Source organism: Halomonas sp. TG39a, from assembly GCF_000744395.1.
GTDB lineage: Bacteria > Pseudomonadota > Gammaproteobacteria > Pseudomonadales > Halomonadaceae > Vreelandella > Vreelandella ventosae_B.
Genome location: NZ_JQLV01000001.1, coordinates 2827488 through 2852203 on the forward strand (window position 1 = coordinate 2827488; position 24716 = coordinate 2852203).

At 54.5% G+C, this 24716-nt stretch carries 23 protein-coding genes; 14 read left to right on the top strand and 9 right to left on the bottom strand.

Features of this window, described 5'->3' with window-relative positions:
• Positions 1-4 precede the first annotated feature (4 nt).
• Positions 5-1330 carry an isochorismate synthase gene (locus tag U738_RS12640; protein WP_035581014.1) on the bottom strand — a complete coding sequence of 442 codons (1326 nt, stop codon included), beginning with the start codon at positions 1328-1330 and terminating at the stop codon, positions 5-7.
• Between the two features lie 226 nt (positions 1331-1556).
• Here U738_RS12640 and U738_RS12645 point away from each other — a divergent pair, with 226 nt between their 5' ends.
• Both U738_RS12645 and U738_RS12650 read left to right on the top strand, forming a co-directional pair.
• Entirely contained in the window at positions 1557-2483 is a 927-nt protein-coding gene (locus tag U738_RS12645; RefSeq protein ID WP_035581017.1) for a 1,4-dihydroxy-2-naphthoate polyprenyltransferase, read from the top strand.
• A gap of 224 nt (positions 2484-2707) precedes the next feature.
• Positions 2708-4303: a hypothetical protein gene (locus tag U738_RS12650; RefSeq protein ID WP_035581019.1), complete on the top strand. Its 1596-nt coding sequence runs from the start codon at positions 2708-2710 to the stop codon at positions 4301-4303.
• A gap of 68 nt (positions 4304-4371) precedes the next feature.
• Here U738_RS12650 and U738_RS12655 read toward each other — a convergent pair whose 3' ends face one another.
• Positions 4372-4674, bottom strand: a complete 303-nt coding sequence (locus tag U738_RS12655; protein ID WP_022521683.1) for an antibiotic biosynthesis monooxygenase family protein — start codon at positions 4672-4674, stop codon at positions 4372-4374.
• Between the two features lie 150 nt (positions 4675-4824).
• On the opposite strand from U738_RS12655, the gene U738_RS12660 reads away from it, so the two are divergent.
• The gene (locus U738_RS12660) at positions 4825-6405 is read left to right on the top strand and encodes a cryptochrome/deoxyribodipyrimidine photo-lyase family protein (RefSeq protein ID WP_035581022.1); all 1581 of its coding nucleotides are present in this window, start codon (positions 4825-4827) and stop codon (positions 6403-6405) included.
• A 208-nt stretch (positions 6406-6613) separates the two neighbouring features.
• Here U738_RS12660 and U738_RS12665 read toward each other — a convergent pair whose 3' ends face one another.
• The 6 genes from U738_RS12665 to U738_RS12685 form a co-directional block, all read right to left on the bottom strand.
• Positions 6614-7210, bottom strand: a complete 597-nt coding sequence (locus tag U738_RS12665) for a hypothetical protein (protein WP_035581025.1) — start codon at positions 7208-7210, stop codon at positions 6614-6616.
• An 85-nt stretch (positions 7211-7295) separates the two neighbouring features.
• Entirely contained in the window at positions 7296-7880 is a 585-nt protein-coding gene (locus U738_RS12670; protein WP_035581027.1) for a hypothetical protein, read from the bottom strand.
• A 94-nt stretch (positions 7881-7974) separates the two neighbouring features.
• Positions 7975-8205: a hypothetical protein gene (locus U738_RS23205; RefSeq protein ID WP_152561136.1), complete on the bottom strand. Its 231-nt coding sequence runs from the start codon at positions 8203-8205 to the stop codon at positions 7975-7977.
• A 371-nt stretch (positions 8206-8576) separates the two neighbouring features.
• Positions 8577-9848 (bottom strand): 4-aminobutyrate--2-oxoglutarate transaminase, encoded by a 1272-nt coding sequence (gabT, locus tag U738_RS12675; protein WP_035581030.1) that lies wholly within the window; start codon positions 9846-9848, stop codon positions 8577-8579.
• A gap of 11 nt (positions 9849-9859) precedes the next feature.
• Positions 9860-11311: an NAD-dependent succinate-semialdehyde dehydrogenase gene (locus U738_RS12680; protein ID WP_035581033.1), complete on the bottom strand. Its 1452-nt coding sequence runs from the start codon at positions 11309-11311 to the stop codon at positions 9860-9862.
• 29 nt (positions 11312-11340) lie between these two features.
• On the bottom strand, positions 11341-12756 hold the full coding sequence (locus U738_RS12685; protein ID WP_035581036.1) for an APC family permease: 1416 nt from the start codon (positions 12754-12756) through the stop codon (positions 11341-11343).
• 265 nt (positions 12757-13021) lie between these two features.
• On the opposite strand from U738_RS12685, the gene U738_RS12690 reads away from it, so the two are divergent.
• The 8 genes from U738_RS12690 (at position 13022) to U738_RS12725 (ending at position 21403) form a co-directional block, all read left to right on the top strand.
• Positions 13022-14440: an aminotransferase-like domain-containing protein gene (locus U738_RS12690; RefSeq protein WP_035581039.1), complete on the top strand. Its 1419-nt coding sequence runs from the start codon at positions 13022-13024 to the stop codon at positions 14438-14440.
• Between the two features lie 120 nt (positions 14441-14560).
• A complete protein-coding gene (locus U738_RS12695) occupies positions 14561-15265 on the top strand; it encodes a transglycosylase SLT domain-containing protein (RefSeq protein ID WP_197671975.1) in 705 nt (234 codons plus the stop codon).
• 31 nt (positions 15266-15296) lie between these two features.
• Positions 15297-16037, top strand: coding sequence for a sulfite exporter TauE/SafE family protein (locus tag U738_RS12700; RefSeq protein WP_035581042.1), 741 nt, complete (start codon positions 15297-15299; stop codon positions 16035-16037).
• 69 nt (positions 16038-16106) lie between these two features.
• The gene (locus tag U738_RS12705) at positions 16107-17294 is read left to right on the top strand and encodes a M24 family metallopeptidase (RefSeq protein WP_035581045.1); all 1188 of its coding nucleotides are present in this window, start codon (positions 16107-16109) and stop codon (positions 17292-17294) included.
• A 137-nt stretch (positions 17295-17431) separates the two neighbouring features.
• Positions 17432-17803: a hypothetical protein gene (locus U738_RS12710; protein WP_035581049.1), complete on the top strand. Its 372-nt coding sequence runs from the start codon at positions 17432-17434 to the stop codon at positions 17801-17803.
• Between the two features lie 172 nt (positions 17804-17975).
• Positions 17976-19370 carry a YfcC family protein gene (locus tag U738_RS12715; protein WP_051912771.1) on the top strand — a complete coding sequence of 465 codons (1395 nt, stop codon included), beginning with the start codon at positions 17976-17978 and terminating at the stop codon, positions 19368-19370.
• An 18-nt stretch (positions 19371-19388) separates the two neighbouring features.
• Positions 19389-20090 carry a DUF1028 domain-containing protein gene (locus U738_RS12720; RefSeq protein WP_035581055.1) on the top strand — a complete coding sequence of 234 codons (702 nt, stop codon included), beginning with the start codon at positions 19389-19391 and terminating at the stop codon, positions 20088-20090.
• Between the two features lie 53 nt (positions 20091-20143).
• Positions 20144-21403: an allantoate amidohydrolase gene (locus U738_RS12725; protein ID WP_081899097.1), complete on the top strand. Its 1260-nt coding sequence runs from the start codon at positions 20144-20146 to the stop codon at positions 21401-21403.
• 20 nt (positions 21404-21423) lie between these two features.
• Here U738_RS12725 and U738_RS12730 read toward each other — a convergent pair whose 3' ends face one another.
• Positions 21424-22179 (bottom strand): FadR/GntR family transcriptional regulator, encoded by a 756-nt coding sequence (locus U738_RS12730; RefSeq protein ID WP_035581058.1) that lies wholly within the window; start codon positions 22177-22179, stop codon positions 21424-21426.
• A gap of 182 nt (positions 22180-22361) precedes the next feature.
• Between U738_RS12730 and U738_RS12735 the strand changes: the two genes are divergently transcribed.
• From U738_RS12735 to U738_RS12745, 3 genes are all read left to right on the top strand, one after another.
• Entirely contained in the window at positions 22362-23480 is a 1119-nt protein-coding gene (locus tag U738_RS12735; RefSeq protein WP_035581060.1) for an alkene reductase, read from the top strand.
• A 129-nt stretch (positions 23481-23609) separates the two neighbouring features.
• Positions 23610-24077: a TspO/MBR family protein gene (locus tag U738_RS12740; RefSeq protein ID WP_035581063.1), complete on the top strand. Its 468-nt coding sequence runs from the start codon at positions 23610-23612 to the stop codon at positions 24075-24077.
• A gap of 32 nt (positions 24078-24109) precedes the next feature.
• Complete coding sequence (locus U738_RS12745; protein ID WP_035581066.1) at positions 24110-24715, top strand: cell division protein ZipA C-terminal FtsZ-binding domain-containing protein; 606 nt, start codon at positions 24110-24112, stop codon at positions 24713-24715.
• Position 24716: the final 1 nt, after the last annotated feature.

Genomic DNA, 24716 nt, shown 5'->3' on the forward strand with positions numbered 1-24716 from the left:
TGTGTTATCCCATCCCTAGCAGCGACATAATATCGGCTATTTTGGTATCCAGCTCGCGCCACTCTTCGTCCGCCTGGGAGCCCGCCACAATGCCGGCACCGGCATAAAGCCGGATCATTTCTGAATCGATATAGGCGCAACGAATGGTCACGGCGAGGTCGCTACTGGCATGGCTGATTCGACCAAACACCCCCGAGTACCAGCCGCGTTGATGGCGCTCATGCTGTCGAATAAACGCCAGCGCCGACTCGCGGGGAACGCCGCCCACCGCCGGGGTCGGTGGCAGTGAGGAAAGCAAAGACTGGTCGGTGACGCTGTGGTGTAACTCGGCACGAATCAGACGGCGAATATGCTGCAAAGAGCGCAACTTAATAATATGCGCCTCGCCCATTTGGACTTGTGAAGAAAGCGGCTCAAGCTGGGTCAAAAGCTGCTGATATACACACTGGTTTTCTAAGCTGTTTTTCTTATCGGTAAGCAGTTCATCGGCAAGCGCTTGATCTTGCTGGGCATCCCGCCCACGGCGTGTGGTGCCCGCCAGTGCTTCTGTCGTTAAATGAATACCTTCACGCTTATAGAGTTGCTCCGGCGGGCAGCCGATAAACGCCTCATGGGGTGTCAACTGGATGCCAAAGTGAAAACAGTCAGCGGTACCGGCCTGCCAGCGTGACAGTAGTGCCCAAGGGTTAGGCGTTTCAGGTGTTGTCAGGCGCGTTTCACGGGAAAGCACCACCTTGGGCGTATGCCCTAGGTGGTCGAGGTTTGTCACCTGCCCCACCCAAGCCGCCCACTCTTGTTGGCTGGGGCGGTCTTCACGCTGGTAAACCAAAGGCTGCAGGCGAGACAGCGGCTGCTCTGCTACCAGCGCGTCTAAACAGGCATAAGCCTGGGCGATTTCGGCACCGGGGGAACGGTCATCGAAACGTAGATTAAGTGATAGCGTCGCGCCACCTTGATGACGTTTAAGCTCGATACGCGGCAGCAAAAAGTGGCAGGCTGGAAAGTGCTCCCACCCCGGCGTACCAGGGTCGAAGGCCATGCCGCCAAAATAGTTGGGCTGTTGGACGCCTGCTTCAGCCAGCGCAGCAAGGTCCGCCTGCAGCGCCGCTAACGAATCAAACGCCTTAATCGCCCCCAACACCGCACACTCAACGGCGTTCGTATCACGCGCCTTCCAATAGAGGCGGGGATAAACGCTCTGCACGTTTAGCCACCCCATCAGGTTATCCACCTGACAGGGAGTGCTTAGGCGCATAAACCCTTTTTTAGCGCTATCACTAAGTGTATCAAGCTGATGCTTGAGGGCTTCAATAGGGTGTGTGGAGTGCATATTTCGCCTTTTAGGCAAGCGTGACTAGCGATGCATATTTGCATTGTCTAAATAAGTCACCAAACATCGCGTAAACTCTTGGTGTGGTGCTCCTCCAGTGTGGGGCAAGGCGACACGATTTGCTTTGACTTAAGTCTACTTTTTAACAGTTAATCATACATTGCCGAATGTTTGATAATTGCCACGCCAGCCAATGTTTAAACGAAAATCGAGGAATATCGTCATAATGGAACGACTCGCTAAGCGCCGCCACTACCAAGCCTGGTTGCTAGCCGCTCGCCCCCGAACACTTCCACTGGCGTGCGCTTCTATACTCTTGGGTACTGGGCTGGCGGCTAGCGTGGACGCCTTTAATGGCGCGGTGCTTTTGCTTGCCCTGCTGACGGCCATTGCGCTACAGGTACTCTCTAATCTAGCCAATGACTATGGCGACGCGGCTTCCGGCGCCGATGACCAATCACGCATTGGGCCGGTTCGGGCAGTCTCTTCTGGCTTGCTGACGCCACAGGCAATGCGCGCCGGGATGGTTATTACGGCAATCGTAGCAGCGCTGTTAGGGCTGTTATTGCTGGTGACCGCCTTTGGCAACCAGTGGGGACAGATTGTCACTTTCCTGCTGCTAGGTGCCGCCTCTTTATTGGCAGCCGTGACCTATACCGTTGGCCTGGGTGGAACGCCCTATGGCTATCGTGGATTGGGCGATATTGCCGTCTTCATATTTTTCGGCCTGTTAGGCGTTCTAGGCACCTATTACCTGCATACCCACCAGCTAAGCTGGCTGCCGTTACTACCCGCCGCCGCATGCGGGCTGTTAGCAACCGCCGTGCTCAATGTGAATAACGTGCGCGATATCGAAAGCGATGCACGCAATGGCAAAATCACCCTGGCAGTTCGGCTTGGCCGCGCCAACGCGATTAACTACCACTGGGCGCTGCTGGGTGTTGCGCTACTACTGACGCTAACTTACCTAGTCGTGCTGCCTGTACCGCTGGTGGGGTGGAGCTGCCTGCTGGTGGCCAAGCCACTGACCGATGCCGCCAGAACACTACGCCATACCCATGATGGTGGGATGCTGACCGGCATGTTGAAGAAAACCGCTATTTCGACGCTGCTCTACAGTGTGCTGCTGTCGATTGGCTTGGCACTGTTTTAAGTTTTACCGACCTTAGTTAGCACTTAACAGCCGCCCAGCTCAAAACAGATCCACACTCTGGCGGTCATGAAATCCGGTGCAGGGAAAATCCCAACTTACTTAGGTAAACTAAGCCGCTCTAAATACGCCAGCCGAACGAGTGTCTGCCTCTGTTGCCAACTCTTCGGCACTAACTTTTGCAACACTCGTTGACAATATGCCTTCCATATCAAGGATGATGAAATATGACGTCTGACATTGCTACACAGCTCTCTTTCACTAAATTTAAGCAAGACCTTATAAAAAAAGACAAACGTAGATTGCTGAGCTGGGCCAACTGTGAACTTTATGTTGCCTTTTATCGCAACGCATCAGGCCAGGATCTGCCAGGGTTAATTCAGGTTGATTCTCAGCAGCGCTACGTCGCTTCCAGCAGTCAAGATACTTTAAAAAAGGCGATGACCAACATAAAACTTGAAGATGACAGCGAAATAGTAATCAAGACGCTGTCCCTTGCCGAGCTGGCTCGCAACGCCCATTTTTATCACTTGAGCATACACCTCATTGATCAAGATGATGGTCTGGCTATTGGGGGAGTCTTAATGCAGCTCCTTGGCATAACGGCTATCTTGGAAGATGCTGGGGGCAAGGAAGTCATCTACGAGGCCGATGTATTCTCTTTCGAGCCTGAGGGTAACGCTGAAACCCTGCCCTACGGCGCTGTTCAGTATTGGCGCGATATCGCACTTGAGTACACCCCTGACCGCGAGCCGAGCGAGATAAATTCGCTATACGTATTTGATGACCAACTCGATTGGGACAACCCACTCTTTCCAGAACTACCCGATAATGCGAAGGCTCTAAGCAAGCTATCCTCCAGCGCTAAGGCCTTTTTCGAGCATATGAGGGTGCCACCGCTCACGAGCTGGGAAGAAAAGTCTGCGACGCCAGACGTGCCAGAACCTTCCTATCAGAACAGCCTGCTGGGGGTCAGTAAGCTCAGCACCTTCAATGTGCTGCGCGCCATGGTCGATCAAGATATCGTGCCAGTTGCCGACGATATTGCTCTAACAATCACCAAAGACTCAGCGCATGATGACGAGCCCGCCGACAGCGCCGAGCGCTGGGAAGTAAAGATCAGTTTCACCACGCCCATGGGATTTAATGCCGTCTTCGATCCGGACTGGATCGAAGCTTCTCTATGCAAAGCCAATACGGAACTACCCGATACCACAGGTACCCACCTCGCCAGCGAGAAACTACGCGAGCGTATCGTCAATCATCTTGCCTGGAACTTCTTTCAGCATGGTCGCAGCTTCGTAAAGACTCTCTTTAGTACGGATCTCCAAGGGTTACTACCTGGCTTCATTATCAACAGCTATGGGCCTTTTCAGCCTGATTACACGGATGAACGGTTTCCCTGTTTGGCACGCTTTAAGTGCGGCGAAAACGGAGTGCCAGTGCTTTTACTGGGGCCGAATGAAGGCAACTACGTCTGTATGCCGTTGGCGTTCGAAGAGATACCCGAATCAGATGTCTCCCCACTGATTCCTCGCCGCAGTGAACTGATCAGCATAGAGTCAAAGAGTATGCCGCTTGCAGAGCGCTATGAGAGGTTGGTGATTCCCGCCTCTCTTATCGACTTCCCCGGCCATTGGTATCAAGGGATAAGGGTCAGTAATCGATATCTCAAAACCAAGTTCATCTTCGGCATGCACTTAAACTCTCTGATAAACGAAATGGGAAAAGATAGAGCAACCACCGCAGGCAACTCGCTCAAGTGGGTTGTAGCGGGCTGTGCGGCGGCGCTAATTGGTGTGACGGTAGTGATGAACTTATAACGCTTTGTCGCCTGGATAACACGTGCATCACTTGCTTGTTGTCCAGCGCAAACGTTATTGGCTATGGCTTACAGCACCACCTCATAACCTTCAAACTTAGGCGGGCCAAGATAAATACCTTCAGGTGACTTGGCATTGGCATGGGCCTTCCGGAACGCGTCTGACTTAGTCCAGGCGCGGAAGGCTTCTTCCGATTCCCACACGCTGTGGGAGATAAACACGGTGTGATCTTCCTGGCTTTCACCCTGCAGCATCTTGAACTGTTTGAAGCCCGGCACTTCATCCAGATGAGAGTCGCGGTTACGCCACACCTCTAAAAAATCCTCTTCACGGCCTGGGGCAATCCGAAAACGGTTCATAGCGATATACATCATTACTCTCCTACGGGTTTGTTCCTGCAGAGTTGATCCTGCTGGGTTGGCTCTGTTGGGTTGATTTGGCAAACGGTAGCTTGATGGTAACGTCACATTTCAGTGGCGAATAGACTTAGCGGCGAATAGCCCTCAACCGCAAGGTACGGCATGGCTAAGGCACCTATCCAGGTTGTTTGGTTCAAACGCGATTTACGTATTCATGATCATGTGCCGCTTGCCAGCGCCGCCATGGCTGGCCCAGTGTTGCCCGTCTTTGCGATTGAACCCGGCCAGTGGCAAGCGCCGGATAGTGCCCTGCGCCACTGGCAGTTTGCCGCTGACTCACTTGTCGATCTTTCTCACGCTCTGGAGACACTTGGCCTACCGCTGTGTATTTGGCAGGGCGATATTATCGATTTGCTTGATGCCCTGAAAACCCATTACGGCGAGTTTGCTCTTCACTCTCATGAAGAGACCGGCAACGCCTGGAGCTTTGCCCGTGATAAAAGCGTCAAGGCATGGTGCCAACAGCACGGCGCGCCATGGCATGAAGCACGCCAGCACGGCGTAATACGCGGCCTAAAATCCCGGGTGGCAGAGCGCGATGCATGGGAAAAACAGTGGGAAGCGTTAATGACCGCTCCTACCTTCTCAGCCCCGCAAAACGCTCGAGCGGCCGAGGGCTGGCAAGCTTTTCATCATATTGATATTGAGCAGCTTCATAAATTAACGCTAGGGTTTGATACCACGCCCTGCCCGGAGCGCCAGCCTGGTGGCCGCAGCGAAGGCCGCGCAGTGTGGCGCAGCTTTGTAAGCCAGCGCGGGCGGCGCTATCGCGGCTCACTGTCTAAACCACTACTGGCCTGGGAGTTTGGCTCGCGGCTTTCGCCCCATTTGTCTTGGGGCACGCTCTCCATGCGCGAAGTGGTGCAGTCGCTGCGCCGTCAACGAAAAAAGCATGCTGAAGACGCCGCTTGGTCGCGCTCGCTGCGCGCCTTCGCCTCCCGGCTTCACTGGCACTGCCACTTTATTCAAAAGCTCGAAAGTGAGCCGAGCATTGAGTCACAAACCCTCCACCCGGCGTTGCGCGGCCTGCGGGAGCGCGACCCTGAACACCCCAATCTGATCGCCTGGAAGCGTGGCCAAACCGGCGTGCCGTTAGTGGATGCCTGTATGCGCAGCCTGATCGCCACCGGTTGGATCAACTTTCGTATGCGCGCGATGCTGATTTCCTACGCCACTTTTGGCCTTGGGCTGCACTGGGTTGAGCCAGCATTGCATTTGGCGCGGTTGTTTACCGATTTTGAGCCCGGTATTCACTACCCTCAGGTGCAGATGCAGGCAGGCGCCACGGGCACCAACGCGCTGCGAGTGTATAACCCCATCAAACAGGCGGAAGATAACGACCCAGATGGTGAGTTTGTCGCCCGCTGGGTGCCGGAATTAACCGCCCTGCCGTTAGAGTGGCGCGCCAAGCCGTGGGCACTACCCGAAAGCCTACGCCAGCGGTTCGGCTTTCAGCCCGGCGAACACTATCCACTGCCCAACGACTTTGAGGCAGAAGCACGGCACTGGAAGAAGACGCTTTATGAGTTGCGTCGCACGCCAGAGGCCCGAGACGCCAGCCAAGCGATTGTGGATAGGCTCGCCAGCCAGAGACGGCCACCCGCTCAGCGCGCTAAAAAAGCAAAGCCCGCTAACCGGCAGCAGCTTTCGCTGTTTGATGAGGGAGGGTTGGAGGATGGGTAGCTGTTACGCTTAGCTATCATACAGCTCATGATGCCACTCAGCGCCGCACGTACTCTAATTGACGGTGCCAATACCGGCACACGCCGCAGAAATGTGCCTACTCTGTTGACAGGAAAGTGCCTAACGCCTAGCCTCAGTTGCCGATTTGGAGACGCACCTCGCCGGAAAAGCGGTTCGCTGCAGCCGCTGGTTATGCCCAGGTTTTGGATTATTTTAAAGTGGGGTTCACCTGCTCGATAACTTTCAAGTCAAAGTTATATGTAAGCAATATGGTTTTTCCAACGACCAGAATAGTTTTACTTTTCTCGATAAATTCTTGGGAGATATTTCCTTGATAGTGTTCTTCCAAAAACAAAAGGAACCCCTCAACCAACTCCGTATATTTATCCTCCGATAGTCCTTTCTGGATCAGCAACTTGAAACTAAATCCATTTCCGGCTTCTGCATGAATAGCGAAGTAAAGAGAATACGGCTGATCTTTCGAGACCTTGCCTTTGCTACCAAACGCGTACACCTGTGGCGCTGACGGCCCAATGGCCTTTTGCCATAATTTTTTAAGCCCTGCCTTCAGCAAGTTGTAATGGTCTTTACCCATCTCACCAAGGAAAGCAGTGAAATACGCCTGTCCAATGAATACTGCAAGGGCCGTTGGGTAGAACCACTCTGGAATAGCATAAACGCCACCAGACGGCCGTTGATGTATCGCCACTGCCAAATGCTCTGTTTCGACTTGTTCTCTAAACTCTGTTATCACTTCTGCGGGGACTTCATCAGTATACATAACAGCTATATGCGGCGTTTCCATTTTTCCATCTCACTATGCATAACACCGTAAACAGCGGCGAGCGCTAGCGAGTCCGGCGGCGACAGCCGCGAACTGCTTTACTTTGTTAGCTGTTTTCGGTGGATACGATGGTGTAAGTAATGCCTCGACTATTAAACTCGCTTTGAATCCAGTGTGTAAGTTTGAGCATTAGAATGACAAAAACTAACGCAAACTTTACTCGGTTGTCGGAATTTTCCCATGTATAAGTTATCTCCTTGGGGTTTCCATTTTCATCTTTACCACCTACAAACACGTGAAAAGTTTCGCATTTCTGCACCTTTGCAGATTCAACCACATCATCGACTCTATTTTTTAGCGATTCGATCTGTGACTTCTCAAGCTGGTAGCCCTTACGATGTGAGAATTTATTTCGAATATCGTTTACCTTATCGAGAACGGTGAAAAGCTCTTCGCTAATGCCAAGGTTTCTCGATACTACCAGCTTTGTTTTAAAAGAAACGAAGATACCGGCATATAGGTCTTCTGTGTTAGTCACTTTGCTAGACCATAGGTTTAAAACTTCCTCTAGTATTAGGTGCCCCCTTAGAATACAGGTCGCTTCATCAGGGATGCTTATCATTGCTAAATAGTCGTTATGGTCAAAAATCCTATTGAAATCACCTCCTACAGCTACGTGCCTATGATCCATATTCGAATTTCCTTTTACAGCTAACGCTTTGGTTAAGGGACAGGCTTTAGCCTGCCACAGTGAGCGGAGCGAACGATTTGAAACACTCGTTAGACTATGGGTGATCCGAACAACACCCCTCACCATCTAAGGTACCCGCTGGATATGTTGGTAAGAATTCTTCACCATCGAATTCAATCCAATAGTCATCACAGCAGGGACATTCTTCTCTTCCATCTTTGAAGGCGTGATCGCTGCAATAAACTTCGCCATCTCCAAGAATGCTGTGGTTGTAATTTACAAGGATGTGGGTTGCCTCGATTGAGCAGCGGATGCATTCGGTCATGATTTTCTCCTTAGTTTTGGAACTACGGAACAATTTATCTAACAGGCATTAGGTAGCGCTTTCTATCATTGAATGGAGGATTTGGCATGATTGTCCGAACAATGCAGCCTGCCAAACTCTTCCAAACCTATGATTTTTCCAGGCTGCATATCCAAAACTCGCGCTTCTGCTGCATTTGCCAGCACCTCCACATTGGAAGGCCATCTGTCTTGCTATTTTTCTCATCCACCCTACCAAATCCAGCTTAGCACAGGGCGCTTAGTGCGACTGACTATCTCAGCTTTGGGCTTTCAACGCACAAAAAACCCGCCCATCGCCAACAGCTTTCGCTGTTTGACGATGGCGGGCTTGTTGGCTCTTAAAGCTGAGTATTAGCTAAGCGCCTCCAAGGACTGTTCGATAATGCTCAAGCCCTCTTCCAATACCGCAGAAGAAACCGTCAGCGGCACCAAAATCCGAATGCTGTTGCCGTAGAAGCCGCAGGAAAGCAGGATCAGGCCTTTCTCGCGGGCTTTGGCACAGAGCGCACCGGTGAGCGTTGTATCGGGGTTTCCTTCGCTATCGAGCAATTCGAACGCCGCCATGGCGCCTAGTTGGCGGCCGTGGGCCACGGCGGGGAAACGCTCTTCCCATACCGCGAAACGCTCGGCCAGCATCTTGCCCATCTGCTCGCTGCGCTCAAGAATATTCTCCTCTTCGATCACCTCGATCACCGCCAGCGCCGCTGCACAAGAGAGCGGGTTGCCGCTGTAGGTGCCGCCTAGCGAGTTGGGGCCGGAGGCATCCATTACCTTGGCGCTACCAACAACGGCCGAGAGCGGCATTCCGTTGGCCAGGCTCTTGGCTGTAGTCAGAATATCCGCTTCGATACCGCTATGTTCCAGGGCAAACAGCTTGCCGGTGCGTGCAAAGCCGGACTGCACTTCATCAGCGATCAGCAGAATGCCGTGTTCGTCACACAGGGCGCGCAGCGCTTTAAGGTAATCCGGTGACGCAATATAGAAGCCGCCTTCACCTTGAACCGGCTCAATCACGATGGCCGCCGTGCGGTGCGGGGCGATATCGGTCTTGAACAGCGTGCGGATGGCTTCAAGGGACGCCTCTTCGCTGATGCCGTGCAGCGGGTTGGGGAACGGTGCGCGGAACACATCGCCCGGCATCGGGCCGAAGTCGTTCTTGTAGGGTAGCACCTTGCCGGTCATCGCCAGAGTCATCATGGTACGGCCGTGGAAGGCACCGTCGAAGGTGATGATGCCGGTGCGGCCAGTGGCAGCGCGGGCAATCTTCACGGCATTTTCCAGCGCTTCGGCACCGGTGTTGACCAGCATCGCCTTACGCTCGGGGCCGCGCACCGGGCTCAATTCACACAGCTTTTGACACAGCTGCACGTAGGGAGCGTAGGAGATTACCGCGGCGCTGGTGTGCATAACTTTCTTAAGCTGCGCTTCAACCGCGGCGACAATTTTCGGGTGGCGATGGCCCAGATTCAGCACGCCGATACCGCCCGCGAAGTCGATCCAGCGGTTGCCGTCGGCGTCCCACAGCTCGGCGTTTTCAGCGCGCTCGGCAAACTGGGTGGTTGGCGTGGCGGCCCCGTTGGCCACATAGCGGTTTTTCAGATCATTTAATTCTTGGTTAGTCATCATCGTTCTCTTTAAAGGCCGCCAACGCAGACGTATTTCAGTTCAGTAAACTCATCGAGACCGTGGTGTGAGCCTTCACGTCCCAGCCCGGACTCTTTTACGCCGCCAAACGGCGCCAGCTCGGTGGAGATCAACCCTTCATTAACGCCGACCATGCCGTACTCCAACTGCTCCATGGTGTGCCAGATGCGGCGGTAGTCAGTGGAGTAGAAGTAGGCCGCCAAACCAAACGGCGTATCGTTGGCCATGGCGATAGCTTCTTCATCGCGCTGGAAGCGGAACACCGGCGCGACCGGGCCAAAGGTCTCTTCATCAGCCACCGCCATTTTAGTGGTGACGTCCGCCAGCACCGTGGGAGTGAAGAAGCGCTCGCCCGCTGCATGGGGTTTGCCACCGCAGAGCAGCCGCGCGCCTTGGTTCAACGCGTCATCGACATGGCGCTTAACCTTGTCCACCGCCGCTTGATTGATCAGCGGGCCGATGATGCTGCCTTCCGCCAGGCCGTCACCTACGTTTAGCGCGCTCACTCGCTCGGTCAGCTTGCTAACGAACGCGTCGTAAATGCCGTCCTGAACCAAAAAGCGGTTGGTGCAAACACAGGTTTGCCCGGCGTTACGGAATTTGGAGGCAATGGCGCCATCAACAGCGGCATCTACATCGGCGTCGTCAAAAACGATAAACGGCGCGTTGCCACCCAGCTCCATGGCGGTTTTCTTCACCGTGCTAGCGCACTGGGCAAGTAAGTGCTTACCCACCGGAGTAGATCCGGTAAACGAGACTTTACGCACCCGCGGATCAGTAGTAAGCACTTCACCTACCGCTGCCGGTGCTGACGCGGTAATAACGTTAATGGTGCCCGCAGGCAGACCCGCCTCCAGCGCCAGGTAAGCAGCGGCTAGCGCCGTTAACGGCGTAGCTTCTGCGGGTTTGATAACCACGGTGCAGCCAGCGGCCAGGGCCGGGGCGCACTTACGAGTAATCATCGCTAGCGGGAAGTTCCACGGGGTAATCGCCGCCACCACACCGATCGGCTCGCGCAGTACCAGCAGGCGCTTATCCGCGCCGTGGCTGGGCAGGGTTTCCCCTGCCATGCGCTTGGCCTCTTCGGCGAAAAACTCAATAAACGACGCACCGTAGATCACTTCGCCTTTGGCTTCTGCCAACGGCTTGCCCTGCTCCAAGGTCATTAGGCGGGCCAAGTCGTCGGCGTGCTCAATGACCAGGTCAAACCAGCGGCGCATCAGCGCAGAGCGCTGCTTGACTGGCGTGGCTCGCCAGGCAGCACCGGCGTTGTAGGCCGCAGCCACGGCGTCACGGGTATCGTCGGCGTCCATATCGGCCACCCGGGCAATCGTTTCACCGGTGGCGGGGTTATCTACCGCAAAGCTCTGCTTGCCTGTACGCCATTCAGTGCCAATCAGGGCAGGGACGCCGTCGTGCAACCACTGTTCGATAAAGCTCATAAGAGGCTCCTTAAGTCTCGGTGGACAACTTACAGGTCAACTTTCATATGACGGTCGCTGTAATCACGGCCATAAGTGCGCAGTGCGTGAACATATAACGCGAGGCCTAATACGGCCCAGCCGGCAAAGATGGTCCATTCAGCGCCGCTAAGTGCCGCGGGGCTACCGGGCAGGTAGAGGCACGCCATTGCGAAAGAGAGAATGATCGCCAGAGTGCCGCACAACTTACCGTTGCTAACCTTGAACGGGCGCGGCATGTCTGGCTCGCGCACCCGCAGCACCACAAAGGAGATCGCCACAAACAGGTAGGCCAACACGATGCCTAAACCACCGGCGTTAACGATCCACACCAGTGCAGGGCGGCCAAAGAAAGGCGCCAGACAGGAGAGAAAGCCCATCATAAAGATGGCGTTAGTGGGCGTTTTGTAGCGTGGGTGCAGCTTGGCAAAGGGGGCTGGCAGCATGCCTGCCTTAGCGAGGGCATAAATCGCCCGGGAGCCGCCAATATAGAAGGCGTTCCAGCTAGTGATAATGCCCGCAATACCCGCCATGACCATTAGGTTACTGGCCCACGAGGCGTTAAACAGGCTGCCCATGGCATCCGGCACGCTAAGCGAGCTTGCCGCTAACTCATCGCTATTCAGCGCAAGACTGGTGGCCAGAATAATCAGCGCGTACCACACCACCGCCAGAATGACCGACATCATCAGCACTTTGCCGATGGCTTTATAGGGCAGGTTGATCTCTTCTGCCGCCTGGGGAATAACGTCAAAGCCCACAAACAGGAACGGCACCATCACCAGTACCGCCACAATACCTGCGAACACGCCGCTATCGGCCTGGGTGAAGAGCGGCATCATATTGATGGTTTCGCCTTCAAATAGCGAACCAGTGACAAACATCACCCCCACCAGCAGAATCAACCCGGTGACGACCTTCTGTAGCAGCGCAGCAGTGGTCACGCCGAAGTAGTTGATCACCATCATGGCCAGCGAGCCGCCTACGCCAACCGCTACCCAAGTGGCTTTCACTTCCCACCCGGCAATCGTCCATAGATGACCAACGGCGTAGTTAGGCGCCAGGTGCTCGATCACCGTGGGCAAGGCAACGGCTTCAAAGGCCACCACGCTCAAGTAGCCCAAAATAATCGCCCAGGTGCATAAGAAGGAGGGCAAGTGACCTAAAGCGCGGTAGCTGTAAACGTGCTCGCCACCCACTTTGGGCATCGCAGCGGCAAGCTCTGCATAGGTAAGCCCAACCAAGACAATCGCTAAGCCGCCGATAATAAACGCTATAATGGCGCCTAGACTACCGGCGGATTGAATCGCGGTACCGGTGAGTACAATCCAGCCCCAGCCGATCATCGCGCCGAAAGCCAGCGCTAGTACATCGCCACGGGCCAGTACCCGGACGAGCCCTTCCTGTTCTGATGAGGGTGTAGTCATTGTAAATGTCCTGCGAGTTATTGGATGTTGTCGTAGGCGCTCAGGGGCGCAGTATCCTGGTCCTGTTTTAGCGGCCTCGCTTTTTAAACGGGCTTGTTAAACAGAATAGCAACACGCTAGCAGGCGGGAGCGAAAACGCGAATGCACCACTTTTGCGTTCGACTAGACCACTTTTTAGACGCACCGAAAGGGTGCAATATTTTCATACTGCTTTCGTCTAAGAGCCCGCTGCTAGCGGGTTAAGCGGGATTAAGGAGGCATCCAGATGGATCGAAAGGAGGTCGTGCACCAACTTGTACAACTTTATGCACTCCAACCGGAGCGGTTGAGTAAGCAGGTGCGTATTGAGCAGGCCTTGCGACAAGCCATTACCCAGCAGTGGCCTTCCGGACTGCGGCTCCCCTCTCACCGCCAGTTGGCGGATGCCCTCGGTGTTGCCCGTCAAACCCTGGCGCTGGCGATTCATACCCTGCTCGAAGAAGCACTGCTTAAAACCGCCCATGGCCAAGGCACCTGGACGTGCCGTCCTATTACGCCAAGCCCTCCCCTGCGTGGCAATGCACAGCTCTCCTCTCGCGCCCAACGGGTGCTGGATGGCCCCGGCGCGAGCATGATTCAAAGCGGTGCCTTCGTACCGGGTATTCCCGATATCGCCCAGTTCCCGATGCGTAAATGGCGGCAGCTCTATGCCAGCGTTACCGTGCCACAAAACGCCCTGCTGCTCTCCTATTCCACCGGTGGCTACGGGCCGTTAAAGCGTGCGATACGCGATTTTTTGGCACGCTGGCGCAATATTAACTGCGACACTGAGCAGATCATCATCACCGATGGTACCCATAACGGTATTGAACTATGCGCCATGGCGCTGGCCGATGTGGGCGACACCGTGGCCATGGAGTCGCCCTGCTACTGGGGGGCGCGCAACGTATTTACCGCTGTAGGGTTGGAAATCGAACCGGTAGCGTGGCACCCCGACCAGGGGCATTCGCTGCCTTCATATCATGGTCCAGTCAAACTGGCCTACCTGACCGGCTCGCACCACTACCCTCTCAGCGTGCCCACCAGCGCGATGGATAAACAGCGCTTATGCGACGCCTTAGCGCCCACTTATATTGTCGAGGATGATTACGAGTTCAACCGCGACGACCACGCTAACCTGCTCTTCGACCCAAACTCCGAGCGCCACTTGCTGGTGGGCTCGTTTTCCAAGATGATGTTTCCTGGGCTGCGCTTAGGCTATCTAGTCGTCCCCCACCATTTAGCCGGGCCGATGAACCGTCTGCGCAGTGAGCTTTTCCGCGAAGGGCGCATGCTGGATCAAGCCGTACTGGCGCAGTTTATTTTTGATGGCGATTTGGATGCCTGGTGTCGACGCATTCAACGCGATTACTTAGGTCGCCAGCAGGTGATGCATGGCCAGCTAAGCTCGCTGCCCCAGGTGCGCAGCGTCTCGCCGCCGAGCAGCGCCATTAGCCTATGCGTGGAGTTTGAGTCGCCTATCAACGACGTACAGATTGCTCACACGCTGTTAAAAGAGCATTTGATTGTCCGCCCACTGAGCCCGGTCTGCGCGAAGGGTGACTCACGTTCGGGGCTCGTGATGGGCGTTGGCATGCTCTCGGGTGAAACCTTGGTGCGTGAGGCACAGCGGCTACGTCGCTGCCTGGAGGCACTGCTGCGATAGGCGTGAGGGGGGGTTGCGTCACCTCTTTTGTTCAATAATAAAACTCACAGCTTATCCACAGGCTATCAATAACTTATTCATAGGCTCTTGTTTAGAAGGGCTTATCCACAAGGACATTTTATGCGTCACCCTGTTGATGGTTTTACTGCTGCTTTAACCGCTAGCCCCTCACCTCTCATCTCGTCGTCTGTCGCTAAGCTACGCCTGTGGGTAACGCTGAGCTTCGTGCTCCTCCTCTCTGGCTGCGCCACCTTTGCCCCCAACCCGCCCCAGGATCAAAGCAATATCTGCGAGATATTTCGCGAGCAGCCGAGCTGGTACGACTACGCAAGGGAGTCTGAGGAAAAATGGGGCACACCCATCGCCACCCAGATGTCTTTTATTCAGCAGGAGTCATCGTTTCGCAGTCATATCCGTCCTGATCGCAAATACTATCTAGGCTTTATTCCCGGCCCCCGCCCCTCTTCTGCCAAAGGCTACGCCCAGGCCCAAGACCCGGTTTGGGAGGAGTACGAGGATCAAGCGGGCAGCCTATTTGCCCGGCGTACCCATATGAAGCACGCCACCGATTTTATTGGCTGGTACAACCGCCGCTCCCAGCAGCAGGCGGGGATATCGCTAAGCAACCCTGAGCACCTTTATTATGCTTACCACGAAGGCGCGGGCGGTTACCAACGAGGCACTTACCGTGGCAAGCCTCAGGTATTGAGTGCAGGCAGGCAAGTAGCGTCCCGCGCTAACCGCTATCAATCACAGCTCAACAGCTGTGAAGCAGAGTTTCAGTGCCGCAAGTTTTATCAGGTCTGGCCGTTTTGTCGTAGTTAAGAACGAGTAAGCAAGAGCAAGGAAGAGCGTTATGAGCTTATGGATAGGCATTGCTTTTGTTAGCGTGGTGTTTTTCACCTCGATGCTGTCGGGTGTGTTTGGCATGGCGGGCGGTTTGGTACTGCTGTGGTTTCTGCTGCTGATCTTTCCCGCAGGCACGGCGATGGCGGTACACGGCGTTATCCAGCTCACCGCGAATGGATCACGAGCATGGCTATCGCGGCGCTTTATTGTCTGGCGTATTGTCGCCTTTATGACGTTGGGTGTGCTGAGTGCCGCGGGCTTACTGCTGCTGTTTAACTACAGCCCTAATGCCGCCAGCGTATCGCTGTTGATTGGCCTAATGCCGATTCTGGTATGGATACCCAAGCGCTGGTTTCACCTGGATGCCAACCGCGCCAGTCACGCCCTTTGCTGTGGCATCGCCTCCGGTGGTTTAACCATTGCCGCGGGGGTTTCCGGGCCGCTGATTGATATTTTCTTTGTGCGCTCGCATATGGATCGCCGCCAAGTAGTGGCCACCAAGGCGATGATTCAGGTAGTGGCTCACAGTATTAAAATTATCTTTTATCTTGGCGCCGCCATGGCGCTTAGCGCGGGCGAATGGGGCATTGTGCTGCTAGCGGCGCCGTTTGCGATCTTTGGCACCCACACCGGCAACCGCATTTTACATCGCCTCACCGATGCCAACTTCCGCACCTGGACCCGCTGGATCGTGACCGGTATTGGGGTTTTCTACTTACTGCAAGGGGTATTTCTGCTCACCCGTTAGCGTTGAGGAAGAGCAAAGCGAGCTTCCGGCAGATGCCTATACTGTCCATAGCCATCAATGGAGGTCGCTATGGATTATCACCACTACCGCGAAGCCCTGGCGGAAACACTTGCTCAGAGTGAACTGCCCTTTCCCGCGGCTGAGTACGAAACGCGCTTGGCAAAGGTTCGTCAGGCCATGGCACAGCAAACGCTAGACGCGTTGCTGCTCACCGACCCCGCCGATATCAATTACCTCACCGGCTATCACACCTTTGAAGTCTCGGTGCACGCCTGCCTGGTCTGCACCCAAGAGCGGTTAGTACTGCAAGTCGCCTCGATTGAAACCGGTGCTGCAGTGGTCACCGCCCGAGTGGATGAGATCATCGGCTATCGCTGGGAAAACCTGGATGAAATCATCACCCCTTTGGCAGATCTGCTTACCCCTTGCCAAAAAATCGGTATTGATGGCTGGAGCAGCGGGCTACGCTTTGGCGTCATTGATGCGCTGATGCAGACCATTGGCCGTGAACGCTTTAGCGAAGCAGGCGCGCTAGTCGATGCCATCAGAATTGTTAAAAGCCCTGCTGAACTGGAGATGCTGCAAGAGAGCGCACGCATAACCGCCCTAGGTTTAGAGATCGCCATACAGAGCATTCGCCCCGGCATGACCGATAACGCAATTGCCGCCGCGGGTGCCAAGGCCCTTCTTGAAAATGGCAGCGAGTTTATGAGTCTGCAGCCCATTGTGACCAGCGGGCACCGCATTGGCGTGATTCACGTCAACCATAAACGGCGTGTTATCCAGGCCAATGAGCCGGTTTTCTTAGAGTTTGGCGCCGCTTATCAACGCTACACCGCCCCCATGATGCGCACCGCGGTAACAGGCGTGCCAAGCCCAGCTCTCTCCGCTACCCGGGATCTATGCCGCTCAATTTTTGAAGCGCTGTGCAGCGCCATGCGGCCTGGCAACACCTTTGATGCCGCCGCCCAGGCTGCCGACGCCCTGCTCGCACCTCAGCGCGACCAGTATTTCTTCTCCGGTGTATTTGGTTACGCCGTGGGTGCGCAGTTTCCACCTAGCTGGGTGGAGGGCACCGGCTTTATCGCCAAAGGTCAGAACCGCACCTTCGAAGCCAATATGGTGTTTCACCTGCCGCTCTGCCTGCGCGTACCTGGTCAGTGGGGCGTAGGAATAAGCGACACTGTGGTGGTGACTGAAAGCGGAGCCACACCGCTGACCAATAACGACTGGCAGCTGTTTGAGGCGCGCTCATAGGATCTTGCGCCTTATAGTCACAGTATTGACAGCTCGATGGAGTAGCGCTATCGTCATCACAGATGCAAATGAGAAACACTATTTTTAGCTCTCTCATCTATATGAGGTGACGATCACTTGAGGTAAAGGTAAGCACTATGACCAGTGAGCAGCGCCAACTTCGCCAAACGTTGATATTTTTGCGCACCTCTTTTGAAGCGGTTCAGCACTCTATTGCTGGCCGCCTGGAAGACCCGCTGCCCTGCTGGATGGATACCAGCATGCTTTCCATGCTGGCGCGGGAGCTCACTCGCTGCTGCCAACAAGCCAAACCGCTGTTCGCCCCAGCCGTCACCGAACAGCTCTATATCGCCTCGCAACAGTGCGAGCTGCTACTCAAACAGTGCCCAGGGGTGCTCAGCAGCTCGATCTGCTATCGCCAACTGGGTGCCATTATGTTGCCACTCTCTAGTGCGCTCCAGCAGATCGACACTCCTGCCAAACGGCGCTGGCCTTGGCAACGACGTTAATTCCCTTTTCCACAAACAAGCGTGCGATTAAGGCCTCCAAATCGGTCTAATCGGCGTGTTCCTGCCGTTTGAAAATTCAGCCTTGCTTGACCCTGCTATTTATCATGATAAATTCAAAGTGAGGCGCCAACGAGCGTCAACGCTGAGACACATCACAAAAAAGGGTATCCTCATGGCTGAACAACAAACCGCGACAGCCTCTGGCTCGCGTAAAAAGTGGTATCAGGCTGTTCCCGACCCCATGGTGCTAATCTTTATTATTCTGGTTGCTACCTATTTTCTGACCTTTATTATCCCCGCCGGTGAATTTGAACGAGTTACCCAAGATGGCCGAACGGTGGTGGTGCCGGGCTCTTTTGCCTACTTGGAAGACGTTGCCAATATCCCCCTTTTCAATATTTTTGTGGCGATTCCTGAAGGGCTTATCTCCGCCTCGCAGTATCTATTTATCGTCTTTATCGCCGGTGGTCTGTTTCATATTTTGCAAAAGACCGGTGCGTTAGAGAACGCGATCGGCGTAGCGGTTAATCGTGTTGGCGTTGAGCGGCGTAACGTGATTATTGTCGTCGGTACCTTTATCTACGGCTTTTTTGGTGTCGCCGTCGGGTTTGAAAACAACATTGCATTAGTCCCCATTGCGGTACTCATCGCCAGTGCCATTGGCTGCTCCAGTTTGGTGGGTACTGCTATGGCCGTCGGTGGTATCGGGATCGGTTTTGCACTCTCGCCCATCAATCCCTATACCGTTGGGGTTGCTCAAGGTATCGCGGAACTGCCGACCTTCTCTGGCGCTTGGCTGCGTACGTTGCTGGTGCTTTCGTCACTGGCACTGCTCTCGCTGTATATCTGCAAACGCGTCGTCAAAATGGAGTTTAAAGAGCCGGATAACGCGGAAGCACTGAGCAAACCGCTTAGCGAATACTCTCTCACCAAGCGCAACATTCTGACCATGGTCGTGTTCGTGGGTGGTCTGGTCGCTATGCTCATTGGCGTGTTCACTCGCGGTTGGTATATCAATGAAATTGCAGGTACTTTCCTGCTCCTGGCGATCATCATTGGCGCCTTAAACGGCCTATCGGCCAACGGTATTGTTAAACAGATGATGGAGGGTGCTGCCAGCGTAACCGCAGGCGCGCTGGTGATCGGAGTGGCGGCCTCTATTCAGGTCATCCTTGAGCAAGCAGTGATTATTGACACTATCGTTAACTCGCTGAGCGCCATGATCGACGGCATTCCGTCAATATTTTCCGCGATTATGGCCAGTGTGGTGCAGGGTATTATCAACCTCTTCATACCTTCCGGTTCCGGTCAGGCACTGGTGACAATGCCCATTCTGATTCCAGTGGCCGATCTTGTGGGTATGAGCCGTCAACTGATGATCACTGCATTCCAAGTCGGCGACGGTTTAACGAACCTGATTGTTCCCACGTCTGGCGGCACACTCGCCATGCTGGCGCTAGGTCGCGTCTCATACGCCCAGTGGTTGAAGGCGATTATGCCCTTTATGGCGTTGGTGTATGTATTAGCCTGGGTAGGGTTGGTGATTGGCCACTTGGTGGGTTACTGAACAACATAGGAAACCGCGATGACGCTTTCTCTCGTTCATTGCAATCCTGCCACAGGCACCGTCGCGGCCATCACCGCTACAGGCGGAGTGGCGGTGGGAGGCTATGTGCATCACTGTTGGCGAGGCACTGGGGCATGCGTCACCCAAGGGCGCTTTACCAACCCGTGGTATCCAGCTCGGGCATACAAAGCACTTGCTGCTGGCGCCAGTGCTCAGCAGGCACTTGGCGTCACCGTTAGTGAGGATAACGACTCAGCGCTGCGCCAATGCTTGGTGATGGATGCTCAAGGTCGGTCATCGGTACACTCAGGTGCAGAGAATGTGCTTGAAGTGGCTGAAACCTGCTTTCCCAGTGTCGCTGCCGTTGGCAACATGCTGCAGAGTGCCGAAGTCGTGCAGGTATTGGCAGAGCAATTTTTAACGCTTAGCGCTGAGAATAGCGAAGCGGCCATCCAACGCCTAGAAACACCCCGCTACCCTATCCCTCACGATCAACACCTACTTGAGCATCTCATTGGCGCACTGGATGCCGCCCTAATCGCAGGTGGCGATAGGCGCGGTGCCCGCTCGGCAGCGCTGCGTATTGAGTCATTTCATCAAGCACCTATCGATTTGCGCGTCGACTGGTCGGAAAACGTCGTGGGCGCACTGCGGTCGTTAGCCGACCAGTTTATGGCCAACGACTTTCAAGCCTTTTGGCGCCAACTGCCGCTGCGCTAAAAGGATGTCTACTCTGTTGCTGGCAACCTGTGCCAGCGCCTATCGGAGAGTTTATGACCAACACGGTTATTCGCACTGCTTTTAACCAAGGCGAGTTGGGAAAGACATTAATCGACCGCCTTGACGAAGCAGCCCAATACTCTGAGCCAGGCCCCGGCGTCACGCGTCTGTTTTGTTCCCAGGCGCATCGTCAGGTGCTGCCGCTAATCAGCCGCTGGATGGAACACGCGGGGCTTACTCCCCAACTGGATGCCGCTGGCAATCTTGTGGGTCGCTGCCCCAAAGCTCAAGCGGGTGAGAAAACCTTCATTATGGGATCTCATCAAGATTCAGTAATAGAAGGGGGCAAATACGATGGCATGCTAGGCGTGGCCCTACCGCTATTGGCCTTGGAGGCGCTTAAACGCGAAGGCGTGACGCTGCCATTCGGGGTAGAAGTGGTCGCATTTGGCGACGAAGAAGGGGTGCGCTTCCCGACCACGCTGGTCGGCAGTAAAGCGCTGGCGGGGAGCGTGACACCCGACCAACTGGAAGCCCAGGATGCCGAGGGAATCTCTCTGCGAGAGGCATTAATAGCCTTCGGTTGCACGCCTGAGGACATTCCCGCTAACGCCCGCGAACCTGCCAACACGCTGGGGTTTTTAGAAGTACATATTGAACAAGGGCCAATCCTAGAACAGCGCGATCATGCCGTGGGGATCGTTACGGCTTTAACAGGCATTGAACGCCACCAAGTCACGCTAAGCGGCAAGGCCGGACACGCAGGCACTACACCGATGGGCATACGTCATGACGCGCTAGTCGGCGCGGCGGAAATTGTGCTTGCTATCGATAGCGTACTGCAGAATACCGATGAGTTGGTCGGCGTGGTGGGCAGACTCAATGTCCATCCCAACGCGGTCAATGTGATTCCCGCCCTGGTAACGTTCACGGTAGAGTTACGCTCTCCAGAGTCGGCGACTCGCCAATATGGAAGGGAAGCCGTAAAAGCAGCGTTGGAGACAGTGGCGAAACGCCGCGGATTAACCATTAATATTGAAAACACCTACAGCGCCGATGCGGTGGCCTGTGCCGATTGGATGATGACCGCCCTCGAACAGGCGTGCACCCAGGTTGGCCAACCGGCAGAGCGAATGTTTAGCGGCGCTGGGCATGATGGCTTAGCGATGCAGGCATTAACCGATATCGGCATGCTGTTTGTACGCTGTAAAGATGGGCTTAGCCACCACCCAGACGAAGCTATTACCGCCGAAGACGGCGAAGTCGCGACGCGAGTGATCATGGCATTTTTACAGCAGCTGCCACGTCCATAGCGTTTTCCGCCCTCAGCCCGTTACGTTAGTGGCTCAGGTAAAAAGCCTCGACGTACCTGAGCCTCCTGCTGATTCATCACTTGTTGGGCATCAAGCATATGCTCGCGCATGATGTTATAGGCGCTTTCGGCATCGCCAAGCTCAATGGCATCCAAAATTTCTGCATGATAGCGACAGCCAGTCTGTCCTAAATCGTGGGTAACGGGCTCATAGAGACGGTGATAAATCGTCAGATCTGAGAGCACCTGTATGGTGAAGCGGATAATAAATGTCAGCAGCTGATTGCCACCGGCCAGTTCAGCGAGCATTAGGTGGAAATGCAGCGAATCAAGATGTTGCTGGCGCTCAGTCTCACTATCGTCCGCCGGGTCTGCGTAACTATGCAGGCTTTCACGTAAGCGTGTCATATCGCTGGCAGCCACGTTCCCCGCTAACGAAGCGGCTAGTTCAGGCTCTAACGCCAAGCGTATCTGGTAGATATCTTTGATTGAGATCTCTTTGAAAAACAGGTAATTGCTTAATAGCGATACCGCTTTGGCCTCGCTCATCTCACGCACAAAAGCGCCACCTCCGGGCCCTGTGCGAGTTTCAACCAACCCCTGGGCTTCCAGTACTCGCGTGCTCTCACGTACCGTCCCTTTCGACACCTGCAGGGTCTCCATCAGCTCCGACTCGCTAGGTAGCCGGTCACCCGGCTTTAGGTGCCTGTCCACGATCCAGCATTTAATGGTTTCCGCCACCTGATAAGGGCGGCGCTGAGGGGCGTTTTTTAACATGCTATCAACAACATCCTTGGTAATAAGCAGCAAGAGTACCAGAGAGATCGCGAGTTTGGATGCCACATAAAAGGTTATCTAGCGCATAAATACGTTTAAAAATATCTGGCTGGCACTAACTAGTAAACTGGTCTATTCTTGTGCGTACTATTTCATCGAAGCATTCAAAAGGAGCTTAATTGATGGCTTTCGAAACACTGTTTACTCCCCTCCAACTGGGCAGCCTATCGATTCCTAACCGCGTCATTATGGCGCCACTGACTCGTTCACGTACGCCAGATAGCGTACCGGGTAAGATGCAGGAAGCTTATTACGGTCAGCGCGCAGGAGCGGGGCTGATCATCAGCGAAGCCACCAACATCTCTCCCACTGCCCGGGGCTATGTGTATACACCCGGTATTTGGACGGATGAGCAGGAAACAGGCTGGAAAGGCGTTGTTGACGCAGTACACGCCAAAGGTGGCCGTATTGCTCTGCAACTGTGGCACGTTGGGCGAGTTTCTCACGAAATGGTTCAACCTGACGGCCAACAGCCGGTAGCACCGAGTGCCTTGAAAGGCGAAGGCGCCCAGTGTTTCGTAGAGTTTGAAGACGGCACCGCTGGCCAGCACCCCACCAGCACGCCCCGCGCGCTGGAAACCGACGAGATCCCCGGCATTGTTGCAGACTATCGCCAAGCGGCCGAACGCGCCAAGCGTGCTGGTTTCGATATGGTCGAAGTCCACGCCGCGAACGCCTACTTGCTTAACCAGTTCCTGGCGACGGGTACCAACAAGCGTACCGACCAGTACGGCGGTTCACTGGAAAACCGTGCTCGCTTCCCGCTGGAAGTGGTTGATGCGGTGATTGACGTTTACGGTGCTGACCGGGTTGGCATACGCATGACGCCGTTTATCGAACTGTTTGGTTTGACCGACGATGAGCCGGAAGCGATGGCGTTCTACATGGCTGAGCAGCTTTCAAAGCGTGGGTTGGCCTATCTGCACCTGAACGAGCCCAACTGGGCCGGTGGCGATATCACCTTCCCTGACGGTTTTCGTGAGCAGATGCGTGAGCGCTTTAGCGGTAGCCTGATCTACTGCGGTAACTACGATGCAGAGCGCGCTGAGGCCCGCATTAGCGAAAACACTACCGATGCAGTGGCTTTCGGCCGCCCCTACATTGCTAACCCCGATCTACCCGAGCGCTTCCGCGTTAAAGCACCGCTCACCGAGCCGAATCACGAAACGTTCTATGGCGGTGATGAGAAGGGATACACCGACTATCCATTTATGGATAATGGCTATGACCGTATGAGTTAAACAGCACACGACTATTGCTGTTACTCCCTTACGTTGGAAAAGCATCACTTCGGTGATGCTTTTTTATATCTGCCCATTGTAAAACACTGCTAGGCTATTGATTCTTTCGTATGAACAGACAGGTGATCAATGTTTGGTTCGCTATTAGCGCTGCTGGTCTCTCTACTGCTTGTTGGCCTTACGGCCAGCACCGGCGCGCGCTTTCGGCCGGATGGCTGGTACCGTGAACTGCGTAAACCCACCTGGACTCCGCCGGATATCGCCTTCCCTATTGCTTGGGGCATACTGTACTTATTAATGGCGATCGCCGCATGGCGGATATATATGGCCGACGCATCGGTATGGCGTACCGCAAGCTTAGCGGTTTACGCGTTGCAACTTTTAGTCAATGCAGCCTGGTCGTGGCTGTTCTTTGGCCGCAAGCAGATTGTCGCTGCGCTGGTAGATATTGTGGTGTTACTGGCGTTAATTACTATCGCCATCACACTGTTTTACCAAGTAAGCACGCTAGCCGCATGGTTAATGGTGCCTTACTGGCTCTGGGTAGCACTTGCACTGGCGCTCAATGCCAGCATTGTTCGCTTAAATAACGCCTGAGTGCTAATTAAAAAACAAAGGGTTTTGAGACTATGGATCGCACCACCACCATAATACTATTAGCCTTCGCGTCGCTGGTATTAGGCGCACTGGCAACGGCGATATTTATTTATGTGATTGTGCCTTGGCGGCGGAGGCGGCGAAAAAAACGCGCGGATGCAATAGCCAAAGCCGCTAATCCAACATCTTCACCAACGGATAGCCCTGAAGAACCTGAGCCGTCCAAACCTGCCAAGTCCAGCAAAACGGTGAAACAGCACTCGCTGTTTATAATTTTTGATCAGCCTAATGAAAGTTCAGATGAGCGCCTAACCGAGTGGTTGCGTGAAAAAGGCGCCCATTACGACTCGCTCAAAAAAGTATTCTTGATTAACGGGCAGCAGCCCGCTAACCCAATTACCATCGCCAACGCATTTTTACCCGGCGAACTGCCCGATCTTTTTAGAGAGGGCGCCAGTGAAACGATCAAAGGTATCAGTTTGATCGTTAAGCCTCCTTTGCGTAAACGCCGAAACCAGCAAGTAGTTATTTTTGTTGAACTTGCCAAGGAAGCGGCGACGTTATTCAATGCCAATGTGCTGGATACCAGTCACGATGTGGCAACAGAAGAAACTTACGCCCAGATCATTGGCGAGTAGC